The 21,686-nt window shown below is 65.5% G+C and carries 28 protein-coding genes; 2 read left to right on the forward strand and 26 right to left on the reverse strand.

Annotation, left to right across the window (positions count from 1 at the left end):
- Window position 1: 1 nt before the first annotated feature.
- From trbK-alt to IEX88_RS21500, 25 genes are all read right to left on the reverse strand, one after another.
- Window positions 2-391 (reverse strand): putative entry exclusion protein TrbK-alt, encoded by a 390-nt coding sequence (gene trbK-alt, locus IEX88_RS21385; RefSeq protein ID WP_188854515.1) that lies wholly within the window; start codon window positions 389-391, stop codon window positions 2-4.
- A 10-nt stretch (window positions 392-401) separates the two neighbouring features.
- Window positions 402-1,172, reverse strand: a complete 771-nt coding sequence (trbJ, locus tag IEX88_RS21390; RefSeq protein ID WP_188854516.1) for a P-type conjugative transfer protein TrbJ — start codon at window positions 1,170-1,172, stop codon at window positions 402-404.
- Window positions 1,169-3,625: a conjugal transfer protein TrbE gene (gene trbE, locus IEX88_RS21395; protein ID WP_188854517.1), complete on the reverse strand. Its 2,457-nt coding sequence runs from the start codon at window positions 3,623-3,625 to the stop codon at window positions 1,169-1,171. Before trbE ends, trbJ begins: the two co-directional genes overlap by 4 nt.
- 12 nt (window positions 3,626-3,637) lie before the next feature.
- The gene (locus tag IEX88_RS21400; RefSeq protein WP_188854518.1) at window positions 3,638-3,919 is read right to left on the reverse strand and encodes a VirB3 family type IV secretion system protein; all 282 of its coding nucleotides are present in this window, start codon (window positions 3,917-3,919) and stop codon (window positions 3,638-3,640) included.
- Window positions 3,919-4,251, reverse strand: coding sequence for a TrbC/VirB2 family type IV secretion system protein (locus tag IEX88_RS21405; RefSeq protein WP_188854519.1), 333 nt, complete (start codon window positions 4,249-4,251; stop codon window positions 3,919-3,921). The genes IEX88_RS21400 and IEX88_RS21405 overlap by 1 nt, the downstream gene beginning before the upstream one ends.
- Window positions 4,248-5,183 carry a P-type conjugative transfer ATPase TrbB gene (trbB, locus tag IEX88_RS21410; RefSeq protein WP_444542187.1) on the reverse strand — a complete coding sequence of 312 codons (936 nt, stop codon included), beginning with the start codon at window positions 5,181-5,183 and terminating at the stop codon, window positions 4,248-4,250. Before trbB ends, IEX88_RS21405 begins: the two co-directional genes overlap by 4 nt.
- 217 nt (window positions 5,184-5,400) lie before the next feature.
- On the reverse strand, window positions 5,401-5,835 hold the full coding sequence (locus IEX88_RS21415; RefSeq protein WP_099555746.1) for a CopG family transcriptional regulator: 435 nt from the start codon (window positions 5,833-5,835) through the stop codon (window positions 5,401-5,403).
- 8 nt (window positions 5,836-5,843) lie between these two features.
- Window positions 5,844-7,832 carry a conjugal transfer protein TraG gene (locus IEX88_RS21420; RefSeq protein WP_188854521.1) on the reverse strand — a complete coding sequence of 663 codons (1,989 nt, stop codon included), beginning with the start codon at window positions 7,830-7,832 and terminating at the stop codon, window positions 5,844-5,846.
- A 25-nt stretch (window positions 7,833-7,857) separates the two neighbouring features.
- Window positions 7,858-9,597 (reverse strand): relaxase/mobilization nuclease domain-containing protein, encoded by a 1,740-nt coding sequence (locus tag IEX88_RS21425; protein WP_188854522.1) that lies wholly within the window; start codon window positions 9,595-9,597, stop codon window positions 7,858-7,860.
- A gap of 244 nt (window positions 9,598-9,841) precedes the next feature.
- Window positions 9,842-10,606, reverse strand: coding sequence for a lytic transglycosylase domain-containing protein (locus IEX88_RS21430; RefSeq protein ID WP_188854523.1), 765 nt, complete (start codon window positions 10,604-10,606; stop codon window positions 9,842-9,844).
- A gap of 3 nt (window positions 10,607-10,609) precedes the next feature.
- Window positions 10,610-10,957 (reverse strand): DUF736 domain-containing protein, encoded by a 348-nt coding sequence (locus IEX88_RS21435; protein ID WP_188854524.1) that lies wholly within the window; start codon window positions 10,955-10,957, stop codon window positions 10,610-10,612.
- Window positions 10,958-11,003: 46 nt separating this feature from the next.
- Complete coding sequence (locus IEX88_RS21440; protein ID WP_188854525.1) at window positions 11,004-11,549, reverse strand: S26 family signal peptidase; 546 nt, start codon at window positions 11,547-11,549, stop codon at window positions 11,004-11,006.
- The gene (locus IEX88_RS21445) at window positions 11,546-12,064 is read right to left on the reverse strand and encodes a DUF2840 domain-containing protein (protein ID WP_188854526.1); all 519 of its coding nucleotides are present in this window, start codon (window positions 12,062-12,064) and stop codon (window positions 11,546-11,548) included. Before IEX88_RS21445 ends, IEX88_RS21440 begins: the two co-directional genes overlap by 4 nt.
- Window positions 12,061-12,315, reverse strand: coding sequence for a hypothetical protein (locus IEX88_RS21450; protein WP_188854527.1), 255 nt, complete (start codon window positions 12,313-12,315; stop codon window positions 12,061-12,063). Before IEX88_RS21450 ends, IEX88_RS21445 begins: the two co-directional genes overlap by 4 nt.
- Window positions 12,312-12,950 (reverse strand): ParA family partition ATPase, encoded by a 639-nt coding sequence (parA, locus tag IEX88_RS21455; protein WP_188854528.1) that lies wholly within the window; start codon window positions 12,948-12,950, stop codon window positions 12,312-12,314. Before parA ends, IEX88_RS21450 begins: the two co-directional genes overlap by 4 nt.
- A gap of 208 nt (window positions 12,951-13,158) precedes the next feature.
- Window positions 13,159-14,046, reverse strand: coding sequence for a replication initiator protein A (locus IEX88_RS21460; protein ID WP_188854529.1), 888 nt, complete (start codon window positions 14,044-14,046; stop codon window positions 13,159-13,161).
- A gap of 11 nt (window positions 14,047-14,057) precedes the next feature.
- On the reverse strand, window positions 14,058-14,342 hold the full coding sequence (locus IEX88_RS21465; protein ID WP_188854530.1) for a helix-turn-helix transcriptional regulator: 285 nt from the start codon (window positions 14,340-14,342) through the stop codon (window positions 14,058-14,060).
- 125 nt (window positions 14,343-14,467) lie between these two features.
- Window positions 14,468-14,950: a DUF2285 domain-containing protein gene (locus IEX88_RS21470; protein ID WP_373289640.1), complete on the reverse strand. Its 483-nt coding sequence runs from the start codon at window positions 14,948-14,950 to the stop codon at window positions 14,468-14,470.
- Window positions 14,919-15,347, reverse strand: a complete 429-nt coding sequence (locus IEX88_RS27335; RefSeq protein ID WP_373289643.1) for a transcriptional regulator domain-containing protein — start codon at window positions 15,345-15,347, stop codon at window positions 14,919-14,921. Before IEX88_RS27335 ends, IEX88_RS21470 begins: the two co-directional genes overlap by 32 nt.
- A 4-nt stretch (window positions 15,348-15,351) precedes the next feature.
- Entirely contained in the window at window positions 15,352-15,630 is a 279-nt protein-coding gene (locus IEX88_RS21475) for a DNA -binding domain-containing protein (RefSeq protein WP_244640418.1), read from the reverse strand.
- Window positions 15,631-15,735: 105 nt separating this feature from the next.
- The gene (locus tag IEX88_RS21480) at window positions 15,736-15,978 is read right to left on the reverse strand and encodes a helix-turn-helix domain-containing protein (protein WP_151040953.1); all 243 of its coding nucleotides are present in this window, start codon (window positions 15,976-15,978) and stop codon (window positions 15,736-15,738) included.
- Window positions 15,979-16,162: 184 nt separating this feature from the next.
- Window positions 16,163-16,486, reverse strand: a complete 324-nt coding sequence (locus IEX88_RS21485; protein ID WP_188854532.1) for a DUF736 domain-containing protein — start codon at window positions 16,484-16,486, stop codon at window positions 16,163-16,165.
- Between the two features lie 562 nt (window positions 16,487-17,048).
- Entirely contained in the window at window positions 17,049-17,492 is a 444-nt protein-coding gene (locus IEX88_RS21490; protein WP_188854533.1) for a hypothetical protein, read from the reverse strand.
- 139 nt (window positions 17,493-17,631) lie between these two features.
- The gene (locus IEX88_RS21495; RefSeq protein WP_164714525.1) at window positions 17,632-17,799 is read right to left on the reverse strand and encodes a hypothetical protein; all 168 of its coding nucleotides are present in this window, start codon (window positions 17,797-17,799) and stop codon (window positions 17,632-17,634) included.
- A gap of 223 nt (window positions 17,800-18,022) precedes the next feature.
- Window positions 18,023-18,601: a hypothetical protein gene (locus tag IEX88_RS21500; protein WP_188854534.1), complete on the reverse strand. Its 579-nt coding sequence runs from the start codon at window positions 18,599-18,601 to the stop codon at window positions 18,023-18,025.
- Between the two features lie 187 nt (window positions 18,602-18,788).
- Here IEX88_RS21500 and IEX88_RS21505 point away from each other — a divergent pair, with 187 nt between their 5' ends.
- Complete coding sequence (locus tag IEX88_RS21505; protein WP_188854535.1) at window positions 18,789-19,256, forward strand: hypothetical protein; 468 nt, start codon at window positions 18,789-18,791, stop codon at window positions 19,254-19,256.
- A gap of 128 nt (window positions 19,257-19,384) precedes the next feature.
- Window positions 19,385-20,713 carry an AlbA family DNA-binding domain-containing protein gene (locus IEX88_RS21510; protein ID WP_188854536.1) on the forward strand — a complete coding sequence of 443 codons (1,329 nt, stop codon included), beginning with the start codon at window positions 19,385-19,387 and terminating at the stop codon, window positions 20,711-20,713.
- A 14-nt stretch (window positions 20,714-20,727) separates the two neighbouring features.
- Here IEX88_RS21510 and IEX88_RS21515 read toward each other — a convergent pair whose 3' ends face one another.
- On the reverse strand, window positions 20,728-21,651 hold the full coding sequence (locus IEX88_RS21515) for a DUF2493 domain-containing protein (RefSeq protein ID WP_188854537.1): 924 nt from the start codon (window positions 21,649-21,651) through the stop codon (window positions 20,728-20,730).
- Between the last annotated feature and the right edge of the window lie 35 nt (window positions 21,652-21,686).

Genomic DNA, 21,686 nt, shown 5'->3' on the forward strand with positions numbered 1-21,686 from the left:
GCTATCGAGCCTCGTCGAGGTGTGGCTGAGCGATCGGCGCGGTTGGCCCCAGAGCCGGTCGATCGGTGCGATCTATCGGGGACGCGGGGTTGTCGCGTGGCGCCGGGGGTGGCTCCGGTAGACGTTCGGCCGGTCGGGCGCCGGGAGCGAGGAAGCGGTTGCGGTTCTCGGCCCAGGCCCGCAGGCAGGCGGCATCGCGGGGACCGGCTTCGCCGAGTCCCTGGCAGCGGATCAGCTCATTACGGAGCGGATCGGCCTGCGTCTGGATGGTCCGGCCGGACGCCCACGGCTCTGGCGTTTCCTCTTTCCGGTTCATCTCGATCGCGGTCGCGGTGATCGCGACCGCGACGAAGACGACGGCGCCGAGCCGGGCGAGCAGATTCCCGTCCATGGTCGTGCCCTCAGTTGCCGTTCGGGAACATGCGGGCGTTGCCGGGCTGATAGCCCGTGCCCGGCGTCAGGAAGCGGCGACGCTGCTCTCGGCCCTGTTCGGCGGCTGCGGCACGCTCGGCTTCGGAGAGCGCTTGCGCCCGGCCATTCGCCGCGACGACGGCGGTCAGGTCGGCGAGCTGCTGCGCCTGCAGCGCGAGAAGCTGGTTGCCGGCCTGAGTCGCCTGCAGCGCGCCCGTCGCCCCTTGGCTGCGGCCGATCAATGAGGACATTTCGGTGCGGTTGGTGTCGATATTTCCGACGACGCCCGCCTGGACGCGCATGGCATCCTGCAGACCGCCGACGGTGTTCTGCCAGCGCTCGCGCGCGCCCGCCACAAGCGCCTGGTCGGAGGCGGACATCGACGCGTTGCCGTAGGTAGACGTAAAAGCCTGGTCGATGCGCTGGACGTCGTAGGCGATGCCCTGCGCCTGTTGCAGAAGCTGTTGGGTGCGCTGAACCGACTGCTGAAGCTGCTGTAGAGAGGAGTATGGCAGGCTGGTGAGGTTGCGGGCCTGGTTGATCAGCATCGTCGCTTCGTTCTGAAGCTGGGTGATCTGCTGATTGACCTGCTGCAGGGTGCGCGCCGCTGTCAGGACATTCTGCGCATAATTGGTCGGATCGTAGACGATCCATTGCGCGGCGGCGGGTGTGCTGAGGATCGGCGAGAGCGCGATCGGCGCGGCCAACAGCGCGGCGGTCAGACGCAGCGCGAGCGAGCGGGATTGAACGGAATGGGTCATCGGCGTGCCTCCGGATCGGTTTGGGGGGTGACGTTGGTGAGGTCAGCGATCAGGTCTGCCGCCCAGGCGAGCCGGTTCTCCGCGAGCCATTCGGCAAGGAACCCATCCGTGCCGCTGCGGGCGTGAACCTCGGCGATCAGCGCCTGATGCTGCTTCGATGAGGCGGCGCAGAGCGCCAGTGCTACGTCCGACAGGCCCAGCTCGAATAGCCGATTGCCGCGCCGGGACTGGCAGTAATAATCGCGCTTGGGCATCGCCCGCGCGAGGATCTCGATCTGGCGATCGTTGAGACCGAAACGGCGATAGATGGCGGTGATCTGCGGCTCGATGGCGCGCTCGTTCGGGAGCAGGATGCGGGTCTGGCAGCTCTCGATAATGGCGGGCGCGATCGCAGAGCCGTCGATGTCCGACAGCGACTGCGTCGCGAAGATGACGCTGGCGTTCTTCTTTCGCAGCGTCTTCAGCCACTCGCGGAGCTGACCGGCGAAGCCCTCGTCGTCCAGCGCGAGCCAGCCTTCATCCACGATCAGCAGCGTCGGGCGACCGTCGAGGCGGTCCTCGATACGGTGGAAGAGATAAGCGAGCACAGCGGCAGCCGCGCCGGTGCCGATCAGCCCTTCGGTCTCGAAGACCTGAACATTGGCCTCACCCAGATGCTCGGCCTCGGCGTCGAGCAGCCGTCCATAGGGACCGCCTACGCAATAGGGCCTGAGCGCTTGCTTCAGGTCGTTCGACTGAAGCAGGACGGACAGACCCGTCAACGTCCGCTCGGCGATTGGTGCGGAGGCCAGCGAGGACAGGGCCGACCAAAGGTGCTCCTTCACCTCGGGCGTGACCGGCACGCTCTCGCGCGCCAGGATCGCGACCAGCCAGTCCGAGGCCCAGGCGCGCTCGGCGACGTCGTCGATCCGTGCGAGCGGCTGAAGCGACACGCTGTCGTCTGAGCCCTCGGTGAGGCCACCGCCAAGATCGTGCCAGTCTCCTCGCATGGCGAGCGCGGCGGCGCGGATCGATCCGCCAAAGTCGAACGCGAAGACTTGGCTTTGGGGATAGCGCCGAAACTGCAGCGCCATCAACGCCAGCAGCACCGACTTGCCGGCGCCGGTCGGGCCAACGATCAGAGTATGGCCGACGTCCCCGACATGGATGGAAAGCCGGAACGGGGTCGAGCCTTCGGTCTTGCCGAACAGCAGTGGGGGTGCTGCAAAATGCTCGTCCCGTTCCGGTCCCGCCCACACCGCCGAAAGCGGGATCATGTGGGCGAGATTCAGTGTGTTGATCGGAGGTTGGCGGACGTTGGCGTAGACATGGCCGGGCAGCGAGCCGAGCCAGGCGTCCACGGCGTTGATGGTCTCGGGCATCGACGTGAAGTCGCGGCCCTGGATGACTTTCTCGACCATCCGTAGCTTTTCGGCGGCGATGCGCGGATCATCGTCCCAGACGGTGATCGTCGCGGTCACGTAAGCCTGGCCGGCGTAGTCCGCGCCCAGCTCCTGCAACGCCATGTCGGCATCGGCCGCTTTGTTGGACGCATCGGTGTCCACGAGGGAGGAGGCCTCGTTGGTCATCACCTCCTTCAAGATGGCGGCGATTGATTTGCGCTTGGCGAACCATTGCCTCCGGATTTTGGTCAGCAGTTTGGTGGCATCGGTCTTGTCGAGCAGCACGGCGCGCGTCGACCAGCGATAGGGAAAGGCCAAGCGGTTCAGCTCGTCGAGGATGCCCGGCGTGGTCGCGGTCGGAAAGCCGACGATGGTGAGGATGCGGACATGCGCCTCGCCCAAGCGCGGCTCCAGCCCGCCGATCAGCGGCTGATCGGCTAGCAATGCGTCGAGATACATCGGCGTCTCGGGCACTCGGACGCGGTGTCGCTTCGTCGAGACCGTAGAATGCAGATAGGTCAGCGTCTCGCCGTCATCCAGCCATTCGCATTCCGGCATGAAGGCGTCGATGAGCTGGAGGATGCGATCGGTGCGGTCGGCGAAGCCGTGCAGGATCTCGTGCGCATCGACGCCGGCGTGATCACGGCCCTCGTAGAGCCAGGTCTCGGCTCGCGCGACGTCTTCGGCCGGCGGCAAATAGAGGAACGTCAGGAAGTAGCTGGACTCGAAATGCGCTCCGGCTTCCTCGAAGTCGGCCTTGCGTTCGGCATCGACCAGGGCCGAGGCGCTGTCTGCGAACATGCTCGCCGGATATGTCGCGGCGCCGTGGCGCTGCGCTTCGACGAAGATCGCCCAGCCGGAGCCGAGGCGACGAAAGGCGTTGTTAAGTCGGCCGGCCACGGCGACCAGCTCGGCTGGCACGGCGCTATCGAGGTCGGGGCCGCGGAAGCGCGCGGTGCGCTGCAGGCTGCCGTCCTTGTTGAGCACGATGCCTTCGCCGACCAGCGCGACCCAGGGGAGGAAGTCGGCAAGCCGGGTGTTGCGGTTGCGATATTCAGCGAGGTTCATCATCGGCGTCGCTCCTCAAACCGACAGGTGGCCGGGGATGCGCAGATGCTTTCGCACGACGTCGACGAACTGCGGATCGCGCTTGGCGGCCCAGACGGCTGCGAAGTGACCGATGACCCAGAGGCCCAGGCCGACTAGCCAGAGGCGGAGACCAAGCCCGAGCGCGGCGGCGAGCGTGCCGTTGAGGATCGCGATCGAGCGGGGAGCGCCGCCGAGCAGGATCTGCTCGGTCAGCGCCCGATGGACCGGAACCGAGAAGCCCGGCAGCTCGCCACCATGGTCCGCGCCCTCGGCCATCAGACCAGCGCCCCGCCGCCGAACGAGAAGAACGACAGGAAGAAGCTGGACGCGGCGAAGGCGATCGACAGGCCGAAGACGATCTGGATCAGCTTACGCGCGCCGCCCGACGTGTCCCCGAAGGCCAGCGTCAAGCCGGTGATGATGATGATCATTACCGCGATGATCTTGGCGACCGGCCCCTCGATCGATTCGAGGATGGACTGCAGCGGCGCCTCCCACGGCATCGACGAGCCGGATGCGTGGGCAGCCGGCGCGAGCGCCAGCGTGACGAAGGTGACGGACACCGCCGTGGCGATGTGGCGGCGGATACGCAAAGCATGCTGGATCATGACGGGTCTCCTGTGAGGGGCTGGCTTGCGGGGGTGACGCGGTAGTCGCCGTCGGGGCCGAGGCCCTCGATGCGGGCGAGTTCGGCGAGGCGACGCGACGCGCCACGACCGGACAGCACGGCGACCAAGTCGATCGTCTCGGCGATCAGCGCGCGCGGCACGGTGACAACGGCTTCCTGGATGAGCTGCTCCATGCGACGCAGCGCGCCGATGGCGGTGCCGGCGTGGATGGTGCCGACCCCGCCGGGGTGTCCGGTGCCCCAAGCCTTCAATAGGTCGAGGGCTTCAGCCCCACGCACCTCGCCGATCGGGATGCGATCGGGGCGCAGGCGGAGCGACGAGCGCACGAGGTCGGAGAGCGAGGCGACGCCGTCCTTCGTCCGCATCGCGACCAGATTGGGCGCGGCGCATTGCAGTTCACGCGTGTCCTCGATGAGGACCACGCGGTCCGAGGTCTTGGAGACCTCGGCGAGCAGCGCGTTGGTGAGGGTCGTCTTGCCGGTGGATGTGCCGCCGGCGACGAGGGTGTTGCACCGATCGGCAACGGCCTGGCGCAGCGTCTCGGCCTGATCCGCAACCATAACCCCGGCGGCGACATAATCGTCGAGCGTGAACACAGCGACGGCGGGCTTGCGGATCGCGAAGGCCGGCGCGGATACCACCGGCGGCAACAGCCCCTCGAACCGCTCCCCCGTTTCGGGCAGCTCGGCCGAGACGCGCGGGGCGCCGGGATGAACCTCGGCGCCAACATGGTGGGCGACCAGCCGGATGATCCGCTCGCCGTCCGAGGGCGACAGCAGCTCACCCGTGTCGGATAGCCCTTCGGAAAGCCTGTCGACCCAGAGCCGCCCATCGGGATTGAGCATCACCTCGACGATCGTGGGGTCTTCGAGAAACCGGGCGATCGCCGGCCCGAGGGCCGTGCGCAGCATGCGGGCGCCGCGAAGGATCGCCTCCGATTTCTGGTGAGTGGCCGCCACGTCGTCCCCGTTCGCTTGCGGGACCGCGACATGCGGCCCTGGATCGGGGATGAGTAGAAGAGGCAGAAATCATGGCCTGACAACAACCATAATGTGGTCGTCGTACTGTGGCGTACAAAGACAGGGAAATGGCGGAACGCCGGAATACTTGCGGTCGACGTAGCCGTGATTAATCCGCGTCGTGCGCGGGTGCGATGTCCTCCGAAATCTCTTGCCGAAGCTTCGGCCCGTGAGCGAGTCGGCGGCCGAGCGCGGTGACGAACGCCTCGTAGCGCTCGCCGGCCTTGGCGCGCGCCGCTGCCTGGGCGGGCTCCGGTAGCGGCGGGTTCGTGGTCAGCCAGAAGCGGATGAACACGGCGAGCGTTTCGACGGCTATGCCGAGGTCGCGCTCCATGCGCGCCATTCGCCGGTCGAGCTGATCGAGCCGCTTCGTCGTCGCCGCCTCCTGCCGTTCGGCGGCGTCAGGCGACAGGAAAGAGGCGATGCCGGCTTCCGCGATCAGCGAGAGGGATTGATCGCGCCTGGCGGCGTGCGCGGCGAGCGCCTTCATGACGTCCGGTTCGAGATACACGGACAGCCGCTGTTTTTTGGGAGGCTTTGCCATGGTGCCTCCTAAAGCTCGATGCCGTCGCCGGGATCGAGCGACGCTTGGCGTGCCACCTGGCGCATGGTCTGATTCATCCGCGAGAGACGTGCAGCGTCCTCATCGGCGTCGTCACGGGGATCGATCTCGAACTCGTTTTCGATGGGTTGCTTAGGCTCGACGGGTTTTGAGCGGCTCAGTTCCGGCTGGTGCCGGCGCTCGGAGTCGGTCGTGTCCTCGTCCTCCGATCCGCTCTCGCCGCCGATCGCCGTCAAGACGGCCGGCGTTGATGGTAGCGGCAGCATGCTCCAGTCATCCACTTGGGTCGCCGCTGGCTTCACCAAGTTCGGCGGCGGCAGGATGCGCTCCTGAAACCGGCCATCCTCATAATATCGCGCCTTCTTCGCGCGGATCGGCGGGGTGCCGGCGACCATGACGATTTCGTCGGACGGCGGAAGCTGCATGATCTCGCCGGGTGTCATCAGCTGCCGGGCCGTCTCCGAGCGCGAGACCATCATGTGGCCGAGCCAGGGCGACAGGCGATGACCGGCATAGTTCTTCATCGCGCGCATCTCGGTCGCGGTGCCGAGTGCGTCCGAAACACGCTTGGCGGTCCGCTCGTCATTGGTCGCGAAGCTGACGCGCACATGGCAATTATCGAGGATCGAGTTGTTCGGCCCATAGGCCTTCTCGATCTGGTTCAGCGACTGGGCGATGAGGAAGGCTTTGAGGCCGTAGCCCGCCATGAAGGCGAGCGCGCTCTCGAAGAAGTCGAGGCGGCCGAGCGCCGGGAATTCGTCGAGTATGAGCAGCAGCCGATGGCGATTGCCCTTCGCCTTCAGATCTTCCGTGAGCCGGCGGCCGATCTGATTGAGGATCAGACGGATCAGCGGCTTGGTCCGGTTGATGTCCGACGGCGGCACGACGAGGTAGAGGGTGGTCGGATGTTTGCCGCCGACGATATCGACGATGCGCCAGTCGCAGCGGCGTGTGACCTCGGCGACGACGGGATCGCGATAGAGCCCGAGGAACGACATCGCAGTCGATAGTACGCCCGAACGCTCGTTGTCGGATTTGTTCAGCAGCTCGCGCGCGGCGCTAGCGATCACCGGTTGCGGTCCGGCCTCGCCGAGGTGCGCCGTCTTCATCATGGCGGCGAGCGTCGAATCGATCGGCCGCTTCGGGTCGGAGAGGAAGGCGGCTACGCCCGCCAGGGTCTTGTCGGCCTCGGCATAGAGGACGTGAAGGATCGCGCCGACCAGCAATGCGTGGCTGGTCTTCTCCCAATGGTTCCGCTTCTCGAGCGAGCCTTCCGGGTCAACCAGGATGTCGGCGATATTCTGGACGTCGCGGACCTCCCATTCGCCGCGGCGGACCTCGAGCAGAGGATTGTAGGCGGCTGACTTCGCATTGGTCGGATCGAACAGCAGCACGCGGCCGTGCCGGGATCGGAAGCCCGCCGTCAGCGTCCAGTTCTCTCCCTTGATATCGTGGACGATGGCGGAGCCCGGCCAGGTCAGCAGCGACGGCACGACCAGGCCGACGCCCTTGCCTGAGCGCGTGGGCGCAAAGCACAGCACATGCTCGGGACCATCGTGGCGGAGATAGTCGCGCTCGAATTTCCCCAGGATGACGCCATCCGGGCCCAGCAGGCCGGCTGCGCTCACTTCGGGGGCGACGGCCCATCGGGCGGAACCGAACGTCTCGGCGTTCTTGGCTTCACGCGCCCGCCAAACGGACATGCCGATGGCGACGGCGATGGAAATGAAGCCGCCAGACGCCGCGATATAAGCGCCCTCGATGAAGATCGGCGGCGCATAGGCATCGTAAAAGTACCACCACCAGAAGAAGGCGGGCGGATAGTAGATCGGCCAGCCGGCCAGTTCGAACCAGGGGAGTCCGAGCTGCGGTTGGAAGCCGAGGCGATAGGCCGTCCACTGCGTCGCCGCCCAGGTCGTCATGAGCACGATCAGGAAGACGGTGAGAATCTGGCCCCAGAGGATCTTGGTCGCCGACATGGCAGGCACTCCTTTCTTGATTGGGCTACATGCCGAGGCCGCGATTGCGGCCGAAGCTCCAGTCGACGCCACCGGCGCCGCGCGACACGCCGGAGACGTGCTGACCGATCTGACGTTCGAGGGAGGGCGACCAGGGCACGAGCTGGAAGCCGAGGCCGTCGTCGATCATGGCGAAGCGGCCGGAAGCGAGCGTGAAGCGCTGGCGATAGGTGCCCGCCACATACTCGCCCGTCGCGGCCTTGGAGAACTGGCGCCCGGTCTCGGTCGCGAGCTTTTCGCCCAGGACCTCCACCTCGCGCTGCCGCAGCGTGTCGATCAGGCCCGGCGAGAAGCTGACACCGCGCGCTTGCCGTTCGGCGAGGCCCTGCCTGACGAGATGATCGGCCCGCCGGTCGATCGCCTGGCGAACCTCGGCGCCGAAGCCGCCACCGCCGAGCGCGACGGGATCGCGGGCGATCGCCTGCCGGTCGAGCCAGGTCGCGCCGGTCGCGTTGACCTGGGCGGAGATGTCGAGATCGGAGCGGACGGCGAGCGCGACCCGCCTGCGTCCCTGCGCGTCGTCGAATTTGCGCAGCTCCACGATCGAACCCGGCGCGCTGTCGCCGGCGGCGTCGAGGTCGGGCAGCTTGATGTGATGGGTTCGCCCGTCCGTGCCGTCGACCACGGCATAGGCCGTGCCCTTCAGCTCATCGTCGAGACCGCGATCGACCAGTCGGCCGACGACGGGATCGTTCATGCTCTCGCCGGCGAGGACATAGCTCGCCGCGCCGCGCTCGATGCCGCGTTCGGTCAGGCCGCGATGAATGCGTTTGATGATGTCACCACGCTCCCCCAGCTCGCGCAGTGTCGCCTCGGCATTCTCGGACACGACCCATTGGCCGGGGCCGACCTGATCCGCGAGGCCGAGCGTCTCCAGCTTCCGCAGCCGGCCGACCTTCATCGCGTGAAACTCGTCGGGCTGGCGATCGGCGTCCGGAGCGAGATCGACGACGCCGTTACGGTAGCTGTCGCGGGCAAGCTGGCGATCGAGATTGGTCCAGCGCTCCGCCTCGATTTGGCGCTCGAGATTGCGGCGGATCTCGTGATCGGTGCGCGGCCCCAGTTCCTGAGTGACGAGATCCTGTGCGCGGGCGCGCATGCCTTCCTTGATGTAGTCGCGCGAGATGACGAGGTCCTGGCCGTCATCGGTGCGGCCGCGCAGGATGATATGGACGTGCGGATTGTCGGTGTTCCAGTGATCGACGCCGACCCAGTCGAGGCGGGTAGCCAGGTCCTTCTCCATCTGGCCCATCAGGTCGCGGGCATAGGTCTTGAGATCGGACATCTCCGCCGCGTCCTCCGGCGAGACGATGAAGCGGAAGTGATGCCGGTCGTCCTGGGTGCGCTCGGCAAAGGCCCGGGGATCGGCGTCCTCGGTCTCCGGCCCGAACAGCCGGGCCTTCTCCCCATCCCGGGTGACACCCTCGCGCCGGAGATAGCTGAGGTGCGCGGAGAGCGGCGCGGCCCGAGCGCTATGACGGACGACGCGCGTCTTGATCACGGTATTGCGCGATCGACTGGTGAGCAGACGATTGGCCTGCACCGTCGCGCGCTGGCCGCGGCCGAACCGCGATCGGTTGCCCGAGCTGATCTTGCCGGAGCGCGAGACGCTGCCGCCAGCGCGCTGGGCGGCGGCCAGCGCCTGGGCGATAAAGGGCCGCGCCTGTTGTGCGCGAGTGGATCGGATGCGGCCCGGCCGGATGCGGAAATCGTCCTCGCCACTCATCGCCGGGACCCCGCACATCGTGCAAACGCGCGGAAATCCCTGGCGAAATGGCGGATGCGCAGGCTGCGCCGATCAGGCGCACCTCGCGCCAAAGCGCCATAAGTCTCTGAAAACACGCGACCGCACCAAGCCGCACATCGCGCGCTTTTATCTCGCCATCGTTCGGTTGTGCTGCCCGTTCCTCCCGCCTCTGACGCCAAATCCACGCCAGAGCCCGACAATGCCGCAGGGAGTGCGAAGCCCCTCATCGCGGCCCCGCAGTATCGGTTCGCGCCACGAATAGGCCGTCCGATCGCGGTGCGGGCAGTACCGGATCGCGCGCCGACTCCTGCGCGGATGGTGCAGCCGGAGTACCGTCGTTCTGTCGCCGAGCTGCACCCGGGTTGCCGTCGAGCTGCACGATGAAGAGCGGCGCACGGGTCCAGGCGAGCGGATCGGCGGTCGCCACCGTTACGGGGGCAGCGAGATCGCCGCGGCCGATGATCGGTGCGAGAGCGGCGACATAGGCGCGCGTTTCCGCCGGCAATGGGCGGCCGGTCGCGCGATATTCCTCGTAGCGGCCGGGACCGGCATTGTAGGCCGCCAGAAAGCCGGGCGAGCCGTAGCGATCATGCATCTCGCGCAGGTAGGCAGTGCCCGCCAGGATGTTGTCGCGTGGATCAAAGGGGTTCGAGCCGAGCCGATGACGGACGCGCAGATCAGCCCAGGTCGCGGGCATGACCTGCATCAATCCCATCGCGCCGGCCGACGAGATCGCGCGGACATCGCCGGCGCTTTCCACCCGCATGACCGCACGAATCCAGCGCTCCGGAACGCCGAACCGCTGCGCCGCTTCGGTTACGAAGGCTGCTACAGGATCGACGCGAGACGGGCGTTCGGCCGGTACGTCCTGCGCGTTCGCGTGGGCGCAAAGCGGCGCGGAAAGCAGAAGGCCGGAAAGGAAAAGGAAGGCTGTGCGCCGGGCGGTGTTCGATCGCCCGACGACAGCTCTATGGCGTGGGACCGACATCGCTCAGTCCCGCTCGGCGCGCTTGGGCGGTCGGTTCCACTGCAAGCCCCAGGCGGATTTGTCGTCGGCCGACTGGAAGAGATTGGCACGGATCGGCTGGCTGAACGTCGGATCGTCGATCTGCAGCGAAACATACTCGCCGGCCTTCTCGCCGGTGCGCTTCCACCCCGCGCCGATCTCGGCGCCGGTTTCGTTGTTCATGCTGTCGAGAACATGGACGCGGAAGTCGGGCGCGTTCTCGGCATCTGACGGTTCGGCCGGAACGATGATAATGTCTTGGTGCAATGACAGCGTCATCAAGTGGCCGATGAAGCCATCATTTTCGCGCGTGAATTGACCGATCAAGGACATGGGTCGTCTCCTTCAGATTGCGGTGGACAAGGTCATGGGCGTGCCGTCACCGCGTCGGCGCGCGCCAGACGAAGCGGCCATCGCCGTCCTCGTCGGTGTAGAGGGGGGTGGCCACGCCGATGACGGAACTGGCGGGAACCGGGCCAAAGTAACGGCCGTCGAGGCTGTCGCGGACCTGCCAGTTCATCAGGAAAAGTTCGTCGTCGGCGACGAGGCGGCATCCCCGCCAGGCCGGTAGTTCGCGACCCCGGCGATCGCGGTCGAGCGCATTGCCGATGGTTTGGCCATCGACGGTGATTGTATGACCGGTACGGCACACACTTTGTCCGGGAAGGCCGGCGACCCGCTTCAGCAGCGGCACGCCGCGCGGCAGATATCCTCCATCGGCCAGGAATGTGGCGATCGGCTCCGGCGCTGCTACGGCGACGAGGTCGGACGCTTCCAGTCCGTCGCTGGAACTGATCGCATAGAGGCCGATCGGCGTGCTCGTAGAGGCATTCCAGATCAGCTTCGGCGCGAACGACACGATCGACAGGATGCCCATCAGCATCACCGCGAAGTAGGTCGTCATGACATATCCAAAGCGGCTCATGGCGCGACCCTCCGGCGCAGGAGGAAGGCGCGATGCTGCTGTTGGGAGTAGGTGCGAGGCGGTTCTCCGACGGCGAGACGGTTGTGGACGTGGCGCCAGTGATCGGGCGAAACGTCGATCACTTCGATGCCACGCGCCTCGATCGCATCGATGAGCTGGAGCACGCGCTCGACCTTCGGCCATCCGTCCGCGCGCAACAGGATGTCGCCGCCGGGGCGCACGAACGGTAGGGTCTGACAGCGCTCGCCGGCATTCACGGCGCGAATGATGTCGAGCCGCGAATGCGCGGTGCCGTAATCGTTCGACGTCCAGCGAACGAAGGCGAAGACGCTGCCCGGCGCGAAGGATACAACGCGCCGGCGGCGGTCGAGGATCTGTTCGGCGGTCTCGCGACCGAACCTGATCCAGAACTCGATCTTCTTCTCGATCCACGTCAGCTCGACATGCGTCAGGGAATCGGCCGCAGGCGCGCGCGGCAAGCCGCTGCGCAGCGACGTGTCGGTGACACCGATCATCGAGGCTCTCCTTCGTTGGTGGGGAATTCGCGCGCGAACAGGGCGCGCAGCATGTCGGCGACGGTCTGGCCGCGCTGGAAGGCCGCGATCTTGATCCGCCCGCGCATGTCGGCGGTGACGTCGATCGTCAGCCTAGCGGTGAAGTCGGCGGCGGCGTCCGCACACGCGGATGGACGGTCTGGCGCTTTGACCCAGCTTTCCGGATCGGCCGGGCGGGATGCGAAGCTGCGTTTCGGGGACCGCTCGCTCATGCCCCGATTTCCGTCACTTCGGCGGCGAGCGCGGCGATCTCCCGCGCGGCGGGCGATGTCTCGTCCTGCTCGGCCGCGAGCCGCCCGGTCTGCACGACATCAGCGAAAGCGATGCGCTGACCGATGGTGGTGCGCAGCGGCGGCGGATCGTGCTCCGCAAGCGTTTCGGCGGTTTCGCGGGCGAGGATCGTGCGAGCCGCACAGCGGTTCAGCACAAACCGCGCTTTGAGGTCGGGGCGGTAGATTCGCGCTTCGTTAAGCAGCGACAGCATCTCGGCCGACGCCCAGCCGTCGAGCGGGGACGGCTGCACCGGGATCAGCACGAGATCGGCGGCGAGCAGCGCCGAGCGCATCAGACCGGCGACACGCGGCGGTCCGTCGATGACGACATGATCGACGTCGCGCGCCAGCTCGGGCGCTTCGCGGTGCAGCGTGTCGCGCGCCAGGCCGACAACACCGAACAGCCGCTCCAATCCCTCCCGGCTGCGCTGCTGCGACCAGTCGAGCGCGGATCCTTGCGGATCGGCGTCGATCAGCGCGACGCGCTGCCCATGCCGAGCCCATTCACCGGCGAGGTGCAGGGCGAGCGTCGTCTTTCCGACGCCGCCCTTCTGGTTGAGGAACGCGACGATCATGACGGTCTCCCGGCGATCGGGGACTCGTCCACACGGCGCGAAAATCCGGGTTCCGTTAGAAAGATTCCGTAGGAATCTAGGTTAGTTAAGTTACGGGGCTCGCAAGGTGCTGATTCAAAGCGAGAAATTGGTGATTTCGGTCCCCGATAGCACGAGACTCCGGTCCTCGATGGCACGATAGTGCCGGTCCCTGATAGCACGAGATGATTCACAGCTTATCCCCAGGGCGAGTTGTCGAGCGGCGACGGCGGCGCGGGATGCCGAGCGCGTCGGGATCGGTGGGTACGAAGGACAGGATTTCGGGACCGCCGACGCATTGCTCGATGGTCAGGCGATAGCCCGGCAACGGCTGGCGGCGGACGATGTCGCGCAGGTCGTAGGCGAAGTGTTTGAGCGGCGAGAGGCTGCCGGACTTGGCATGGAGGTGGGGGAAGTCGAAGCTCCAGCCGAACTCCTGTTTGCCGCCGTGCTTGCGCACCAGCCGGTAGAGCCAGCGCTCCAGACCACCGGTGAGATCGAAGTATTTGCGGTCGATCGTCAGCACGAGCGCGTCGTCGAGGACGGCACCGTAAAACCAGTCGGGGAGAATCAGCTCGAGGCCAAGCGGGCGGCCGCGGTGATCGGCGCGCTCCTTCCATTCGTTGATCCAGGAGAAGCGATGCATCCGCCGCTCGGTCGGCTGGCGGATCGAGGTCGCGACCGTGGTCGACTGCAGCCGGTCGAGCGCAGCCTTCAGCCGGTCGTAGTCGCGAAGCGACACGCCCCGACCAATGAAGTTCAGAATTTCATAGGGGGTGGTCGCCATCAGGCGCGACGGTCGCAAGCCGACGTCGCGCGCTTCAACGATCTGGGAGGCGGCCCAGATGAGGACGTCCGCATCCCAGATCGTGGCCATGCCGTGTTCGGGCACGGCTTCGACACGGATCTTCACCGAGCCCGCCTTGAAGTCGATCGGCGCCAGGCGTTTCGACTTGGCGAGCGAGAAGAACGGATAGGCCATGAGGTCCTGCGCATCGCGGGGTGCGAGATCGCCGGGCAGCGCCCGGAACAGATCGAGCTGCGCGCGCTCCTCGCGATGGTGGGGGTGGGACGACATGGCCAGCCGTCTCAGCGCGGAAAGCGGCCGCCGGCAGTGGCGGGCGAGGCGGTTTGGCGTTTGGCCGGCAGCACGGTGCCGCCGCGCGGGTCGGAGGTCGAGGTAACGAGACCGCGATCCGCCCAGGCCTGGAGGTCATCGACGGAATAGACGACGCGACCGCCGAGCTTGCGGTAGGTCGGACCCGTGCCGTAGGTGCGGTGCTTTTCGAGGGTGCGTTCGGACAGTCCGAGGAAGCGCGCCGCCTCCTGCGTTCGCAGGTAGCGTGGCGGTATACTGGCGGCTTTTTCGGCCATGATCGAACCTCCGTGGTCTCGCGGGAGGCCGCTGCGAACGAGCGGCGGGTTGCGAGCACGGTGGCGCGGAGACGGCGGCTTGGACGATGTCGAAGTAAGACTCTAAAATCGACACTCGGGCGATATCAGCGATCCCGGCGCGGGCGGCGCAGCAATGTGCGGTAGCCGCCGCGAACGAGTTTCATGCCGTCGCGAGCGAGACGGATGGTAATTTCCCGGATGGGGTCGCCGACCCAGGATGCTGCGTCGATTTTGTGCTGAGGGAAGAGATGCTCGGCGACGACGCGGTAGATGGCGCCGGCGTGTCGCGCGTCGATCGCGCGCAGCATCTGCCGTGCCCGCTGGTGTCGTTGCGGCGTCATGCGCGGATCGTCCGGCACCGGTCGACCTGTTGCGGCCGCCCAGAACCGTCCCAGCGCGGTCAGGCGATCCGGTGTGAGTTCGTCGAGAGGGATGACGGCGGCGAGCGCCCTGTCCTCCATCGAACCGGCAAGAGTGACGTCGAAGCGCGCTCCCCGCATATCCAGCCGAAGCAGCGCGGCTTCCTGTTGGAGGACAGCGTGAATCCGAAGATCGTCAACGCTGAGATGCGATCCGTCGGACGGCACCGTGCCGGTTTGGAGGATGATCGCCGCTGGATCGGTTTGCGGGGTCCAGAAGATCGGCTGGGCGAGAGCTGTGATGCCTGGGTCGGCTGCGAAAATACAACCCCCATTGCTCGGCGAACGACGACGCTGTTTCATCGCTCAATCGCCCGGAGGACAGTAGTGTCTGAAAGGCAATCCGGTAATCCGGGTTGCGTCGCAGGAATTCCCAGGCGAGCTCGCTCGTCGTGAGTTGGTCGATATAGTCATAGGCGGCCTCGGACCGCCAACTCTCTTCCTCGGACATCTCCACCGCCTCCGCGAACTTGTTACGCAACGCGAGTTTTGTGGTCGTCACGATTCCAAGTTGAGTCGGTGCTGGGAAGAACGAAGTCGGCTCGACGTGATGCAGGTTCTGCATCACCTCAATGTAGACGAGGGCCAAGAAGCTCGCAGTAGCCGCTTGTCGTCATCCATTTTGCGCGGCCGAGATGGGCGGTGTGGACGCGCGCGGCGCGCTCTGGTTCGGCTTCGGGACAGATTCCGAACAGCGCTTCGACGACCGCTTTCCAGTCCGCGCCTTCAGCGTCAGCATCGAGAAGTCGTAGATACAGCTTCAGATGCGCACGGTCGTAGGCCGTGAGCGCTGCGCCGCCAGGCGGCTGGTCCAGAAAATCTTCTATGGTCACAGCATCCCCCGACAACAGATGTATCCATTTTGAAGGGGATTGTTAACGATGTTTTGAATGCATCGCATCCCGGAAGCGCCGTGGCGTGAAGGCCGGGCGGTGTGGGCATGCGCTCCTAGGTTAGGCTTCTCTCTTTGCATCGACCAGCATCAACCCCACGCCTTGGTCGGAGTTGAGGAAAACAATCCCGCCACGTTCGAAGGCACGTCTGACCTCATCTCGCGTGCTCTCGTACACCTCGAGGCCGCTTGCGGATTCGAGGCGCTTGAGCGCGGTCAGTGATACTCGGGCCTTGTCAGCGAGCGTCTCCTGCGTCCAACCCAGCAACGCGCGTGCGGCCCGCGATTGTCGGGCGGTGATCATGCATGATCACCTCCCACTCAGACCTACGCGCACGCCAGAACTACGACTATTATAGTCGTGCTTTGGTCGTCTGACCATTGAAAAGCTGCTGCTGGGGCCTCGCCGAGGCATCTTCGGCGAGAACTGATTCGGTCGCCTCGGTGCCGAAAGCCCCGGCCTGTTCGGCCGGGGCCTCGCCCGAGCCTCAGTCGCCGCGCCGCCCGTTGGGGCGGGACCAGATCAGCGAGAAGCTCTCGTCCTCGTCGTCGAAGAGGTTGGCGTAGATGGGGGCGTTGAAGCTCGGATCGTCCAGCTTGAGGCCCAGATAGTCGCGGCCTTCGTTCGAGCGCTTGGACCAGGCGGCGCCGATCTCCGCGCGGCCGACCAGAACCCGGTGGCTGGGGGCGTTCTCGCCGGTGGCACGCTGGTCGGGGACGATGCGCACGCCCTTGGCCTGGACGCTGAGGGTAACGATTTCGCCGGTGAACTCGTTCGCGCCGGTCTTCTTGAAGGTGCCGATGGTCGCCATTGTAAGTCTCCGTTTTCCGTTCGCGAGCCCGCACCATTGCGGCCTCGATGGCGATCGGCAGGCCGGAGGCGATAGACGGCGCACCCCGCAGGGGCTTGACAGCCAAGGAGGGCTTTCTTGTCTCGCGAGGAATGGCGGCGCAGCCGGCAGGGGAAGAAAGTTTGACGCGGCTGTTGCGTCATAGGCGATCGAGGCGAAGCCGGCCTTCGGCCAGATCAGGCCATTGAAGAGGCCGTTTGGAGCGGTTGATGCACGGTCAGAGAACGGAGAAAATGGCGGCCGTCCCGCACCAGCAAACCGGCGTCGGGGCAATACTCACCAGCTTCGTTTCCTCCCCACAGGGCAGGGCGTTGCATCCTGACCCGCGACCGCCGACTAGGAGATCGCCACGCCGGATGTTCGGTGGTGCAGCCAAGAGGTGCCCTGCCACGGCAACCGCTCCAACGAGGGCCGCTTTCCGGGCGCGCGTAGATCCGCGCTCCATGCATCAATCGCAACGGCTTGAAACGGCATGGGCGGTCGCCGCCCATCGCTGGCCACCTCGCAATGGCGATGACGACGATCAGGCTCGCGCGAGGTCCCGGCCGGACGGAGCCGGGGCCGCCGCCATTCCTGCGACCCGTGTGAAGGCGGTTATGCCCACTGCAATCGCGCCAATGACGGAGATGGCGATCTGCCATCCTTCGGAAGGCATGAGGTGCTTCACGATGCCATGCGTGGCGTGGAATCCCGCAATCGCCGCCGGCGCGACGAAGACGATGGCCACGATCAGCTTCAGCCACATCGGCCTAACGAAGGTGATCAGGAGGTGACCGGCCGCGAGCGTGACGGCGGCCGCGACAGCGCCGACCACGATGGCGCCAGGGATTCCGGCGCCGGTGCCGTGAGCCCAGTCCCCAGCGGTCGCGCCGACGAATACCGGAAGCGCGAAGACGGCCAGCGTGAACAGCAGCCAGCAGAGCAGGCCGATGGCTGCGAGGGATGCAAGTATTGCGAGGATGATCATGGTGGTGGCCTCCGTGAGAAATAGTCTGACGGTCGCGCCTCCACCACCACCACGGCGCGCTCGAACTATAGCTGAAAATCGGCTGCGCCGGGAGCGGAAATCGCGGCGACTTCCGCGCGGCGACGCCGGTTCGCCCCGGTTATGGGGCGAAAGGATCGATCTCGTGGACGATCGCGGCCATGTCGCCGTCGTACTCGCTGGCGGGTGTTACCGAGAGGGTGCCGTCACCGGCCTGGAAGATGATGATGGCGGCCATCAGGGTGGTGGCGAGGCTGAAGGCGAAGGCGTGCGCGTCGTTAAGGGACATCGATCCGGCTCCTGTTGAGCGGAGGACCATCCCCCGCTGACAGGCGCCCGAAGTGTCGGACTGAGCGCTGCAATCACCGCGCAGGCGCAGCCGAGGCGGCGGCATGCTCGCATAGCCGACCCTTTACGGGTTGATGGCGTCAGGCGATCAGTCTGACCAAGGATCAGCGCAGATAAGCGGGGGTGGTTTTCGCGTCAGGAGCCGCGGTGATACCGGGAAAACGTCAGTCCAGTTCAATGTTCTTGCCGGTGCTCTTTTCGAGATGACCGATGTATTTGTTCAGGCTAACGGTAACGAAGTGGTCGGTACATTCGACGGCTTCGAGAAAGTCAGCGATCTCGTCGATCGGGACCGCCATCGTCCAGAGGTGACGGACGACAACGCGGTCGGGCTCCTCCTTCACGGCCAGGGTCAGCCGGACGACATCGGAGGCGTCGGTGTGCGCCGCCACCGTATTTCGAAGCTTGATAAGTCGCGAGTGAACGTCCTGGCCGTCCGCCGATCCGGCATAGACCTGCTTGGCGTCCAACGTGGGGATCATGGCCCCGGACGACGCATAGCATCGGCAGTAGGCCATGACGCCGGCGATCAGAAAGGCCTGCTGGCGCAGGGCGTTCTCCATGTCGTCCAGTTCGACGGGATGGTCTCGCACCCATTCGAAATTGGTGCGGGCGTTGACCAGATGCATGAGCATGTACGTCCACATCGACAGGCGCTCGTACCCGGGTGGATCGAGGACGAAGCCCTCCTGCACCACGCCAGCCATGTGCACCTTGTAGTCGTCGTCGATGATCGAACCCATGTTTCCTCCGGACCTCGTCGCTCCGGATAGATGCAAGCCGTTTGCATGTCACCGTTCGGGGAAAATGAGCGAGCGGCCTCACGAGATATGGCGAAGCTTGGGCGCTCATTTCAGTTAAATCTCTAAAATGCTATTGATACATTCAAGAAAGTATCTCATATGTCAGTTAATCAGAGAGGATGTTTCCATGAGTGATGTTATAGCTGTGCTGACATATAAATCGGTCGAGACGATTTTGGAGGTCGGCGGTACGCAGTCCTGGGCGCTTGACCGGACGCGGGCGGCGCGGTGCGATTATGTCGTTATGTGCCGCAACGCCAAGACCCGGGATTCCGAAGGTCCGGAGGAGCATGGCTCGGCCTTCCTCGTCGGTAAGGTGAAGGACGTAGTTCCCTCGACGGAGACGAAGGGGCGTTGGCTGATCCTGGTCAGCGAGGTGGCCCGGATCGATGTGAAGGACCAATGGTCTGGCCGTAACCCGGTCGCGTACTGGAAGGACAGCGACTATCCCGAGATCGACTTCAAGGCTCTGGATTACGAGCCAGTCGTCGCGGAGTCCTCGAAGAAGGGGCTCACGATTCCGGCGGCCAAGGCAGGCTTGGCGATCGGTCTGAACGTTCCGGAATCGGCCATCGAGATCATCGTTCGCGCCTGAGGGCAGCGGCCCACGCTGTGCAACCCTTTGCTCTGCCGGGAAAGCGCCGCATAGGGGCCGCTAAACCACCGGGGCCTCGGCAGGGTCGTCCAGCCATGCGCGATTAGAACAGAAAAGCGGAGGAAGCCTTGCCGTCTATCCAGGATTTACAGCACCTCATTACCGAGCCGCGGGAAGATCTCGGTGTCGAGTACAAGGACTGGCTCGATCTCAGCTCGACTGAGCACAAGGCGACTCTAGCGAAAGCGGCGATTGCCTTGGTCAATCATGGGGGCGGTTTCATCGTGCTGGGCTTGGCCGAGGAGACCGCTGGCCTGAAATCGCATGCGCGACCGACCGCGATCCCCGAGGTTACGCAAGACGCGGTCAATGCCGCAATCCGGCGGTTCGCCGCCCCTGAGTTTCATTGCGAGATGTACGCTGTCCCACACCCGGACACGGGGGTCGTTCATCCAGTCGTCGCGGTCCCCGGTACGATGACCGAACCGGTCATGAGCAAGCGGGACTGCCAAGGCATCATCGCCCAGAATCGTTGCTACATTCGTAAACCGGGGCCCCGCAGCGAAGAACCGCAAACGGGCGAGGAATGGCGGACCCTCCTGAACCGCTGCGTCAGAGCGGGGCGCGAGGACATGCTCGAGGCGATCCGCTCGATCGTGACCGGCCGCGTGGAGGTGCAAAACCTGCCGCCCGACGCCCACGAGCAGCTGCGCGCTTTCTGCGACACCGCTCGGAATCGCTGGACGGAGCTTGTGGCGGACCTTCCTGCGGACGCCCCGCCGCGTTTTCCGCACGGCCACTACGAAATGGGCTTCTCGCTGGTGGGCGCGAAGCCGGCCAAAGGACTGGCCGATCTCCAGCAGCGGCTTCAGAGCGCCAGGCGGATCAAACTGACGGGATGGACGCCGTTCCTCGATATGACCACGGCGGCCTGGGCTCCCTATCCGTACGAGAACTTCGTTGAAGCCTGGGTCGGGCGTCCTGTTCCCGATCGCAGTCAGGATGCCGGTCACAGCGATTTCTGGCGCGCTGCCCCGGACGGCGCCCTCTATACGATGCGTGGGTATGCCGAGGACGCCTTGGCAGGCCGCCCGCCAGGCCAACTCTTCGATGTCACGCTACCGGTGTGGCGCGTCGCGGAAGGCTTGCTCTTCGCCAGTCGCCTGGCCGAAACCTATGAGGACGTCGACGCGATCGCAGTCCGATGCCGCTACACGGGCTTGCGTGGTCGTGCGCTGACAAGCGTGACCGGGGACCGGGCGGTGTTCGGCGACGATGCGAGCGGCACGGACGAGATCGTTCTGGAGACACAGGCGACTCCGGATCAAATCAAGGACAATCTGGTCGAGGTCATGCATCAGCTGCTGACGCCGTTGTACGAGCGGTTCAATTTCTTCGCCCTGCCAACGGCTCTCGTTGAGCAGGAACTGACGAAGATGACGAAGGGCCGCCTCTGACGGAACGGCGGCGCTCACGCGCCGCCGAACTTCCAGACCGGGATGCCGAGCTTCTTGGCCTTGTCGGCTAGGTTGTCGTTGATGCCGGTGCCGGGGAAGTGCATCACGCCCTTGGGCAGGATTTCCAGCATCTCGTCGTTGCGCTTGAAGGGCGCTGCGCGGCCGTGCTTCGTCCAGTCGGGAGCAAAACCGATCTGCGGCACGTTGCGGCTCGTTGCCCAAAGGGATGCTATCTTCTCGGTGCCTTTCGGCGACTTGCCGTGCATCAGCACCATGTCTGGGTGCTTTTCGTGGACCTGATCGAGCTTGGCCCAGATCAGCCGGTGATCGTTGAAGTCGAGCCCGCCGGTGACGAGGATCTTGGGACCAGCGGGAAGAAGGATCGTCTGCTCGGCGCGCCGCTTCGCTGCCAGGAAATCGCGGCTGTCGATCATCGCGGAGGTAAGATTGCGGTGGTTGACCTTTGACCCGCTGCGCGGAAGCCAAGTTTTGCCGACGTGGCGTTCGTAGTGTTCGGCTGCTTGATCGCGCATCAGTTCGAAGGCGTTCTGGCGTTCGATGAGGGTCTGGCCCTCGGCGATGTGGCGCTCCAGTTCGACCGCCTTTACCTCGCTGCCGTCTTGTTCGCGCTGCCCGCGGCGCTGCGCCTGCTCGTTGTCGTCGAGTTCGCGCGCGATCCGGTCAGTGGCGCGATGAAAGACGTTGACCGTCGACCAGAGGAGATCGTCGAGATCGGGCTCGAGGCGGGTGTCCTCCAGGGTGGCGATCAGGGCGTCGAAGATGTCGGCGATGGCGCCGGCGACATGGTCGCCCTCCGGAAGCGGTCGTGGATCGAGTTCATCCGTGAAGGGACGGTAGCCGTAAAGCTGGAGTTCGCTCAGGACATGGTCGGTGGGTGAAGAGGCGTGGTGCGGCTCAAAGTCGTCGTGCTCGCTCATCGGGATGCTCCGTCGGTTCGACCGCGACCCTCGCG

Origin of the sequence: Aureimonas glaciei (assembly GCF_014643375.1) — a bacterium.
GTDB lineage: Bacteria > Pseudomonadota > Alphaproteobacteria > Rhizobiales > Rhizobiaceae > Plantimonas > Plantimonas glaciei.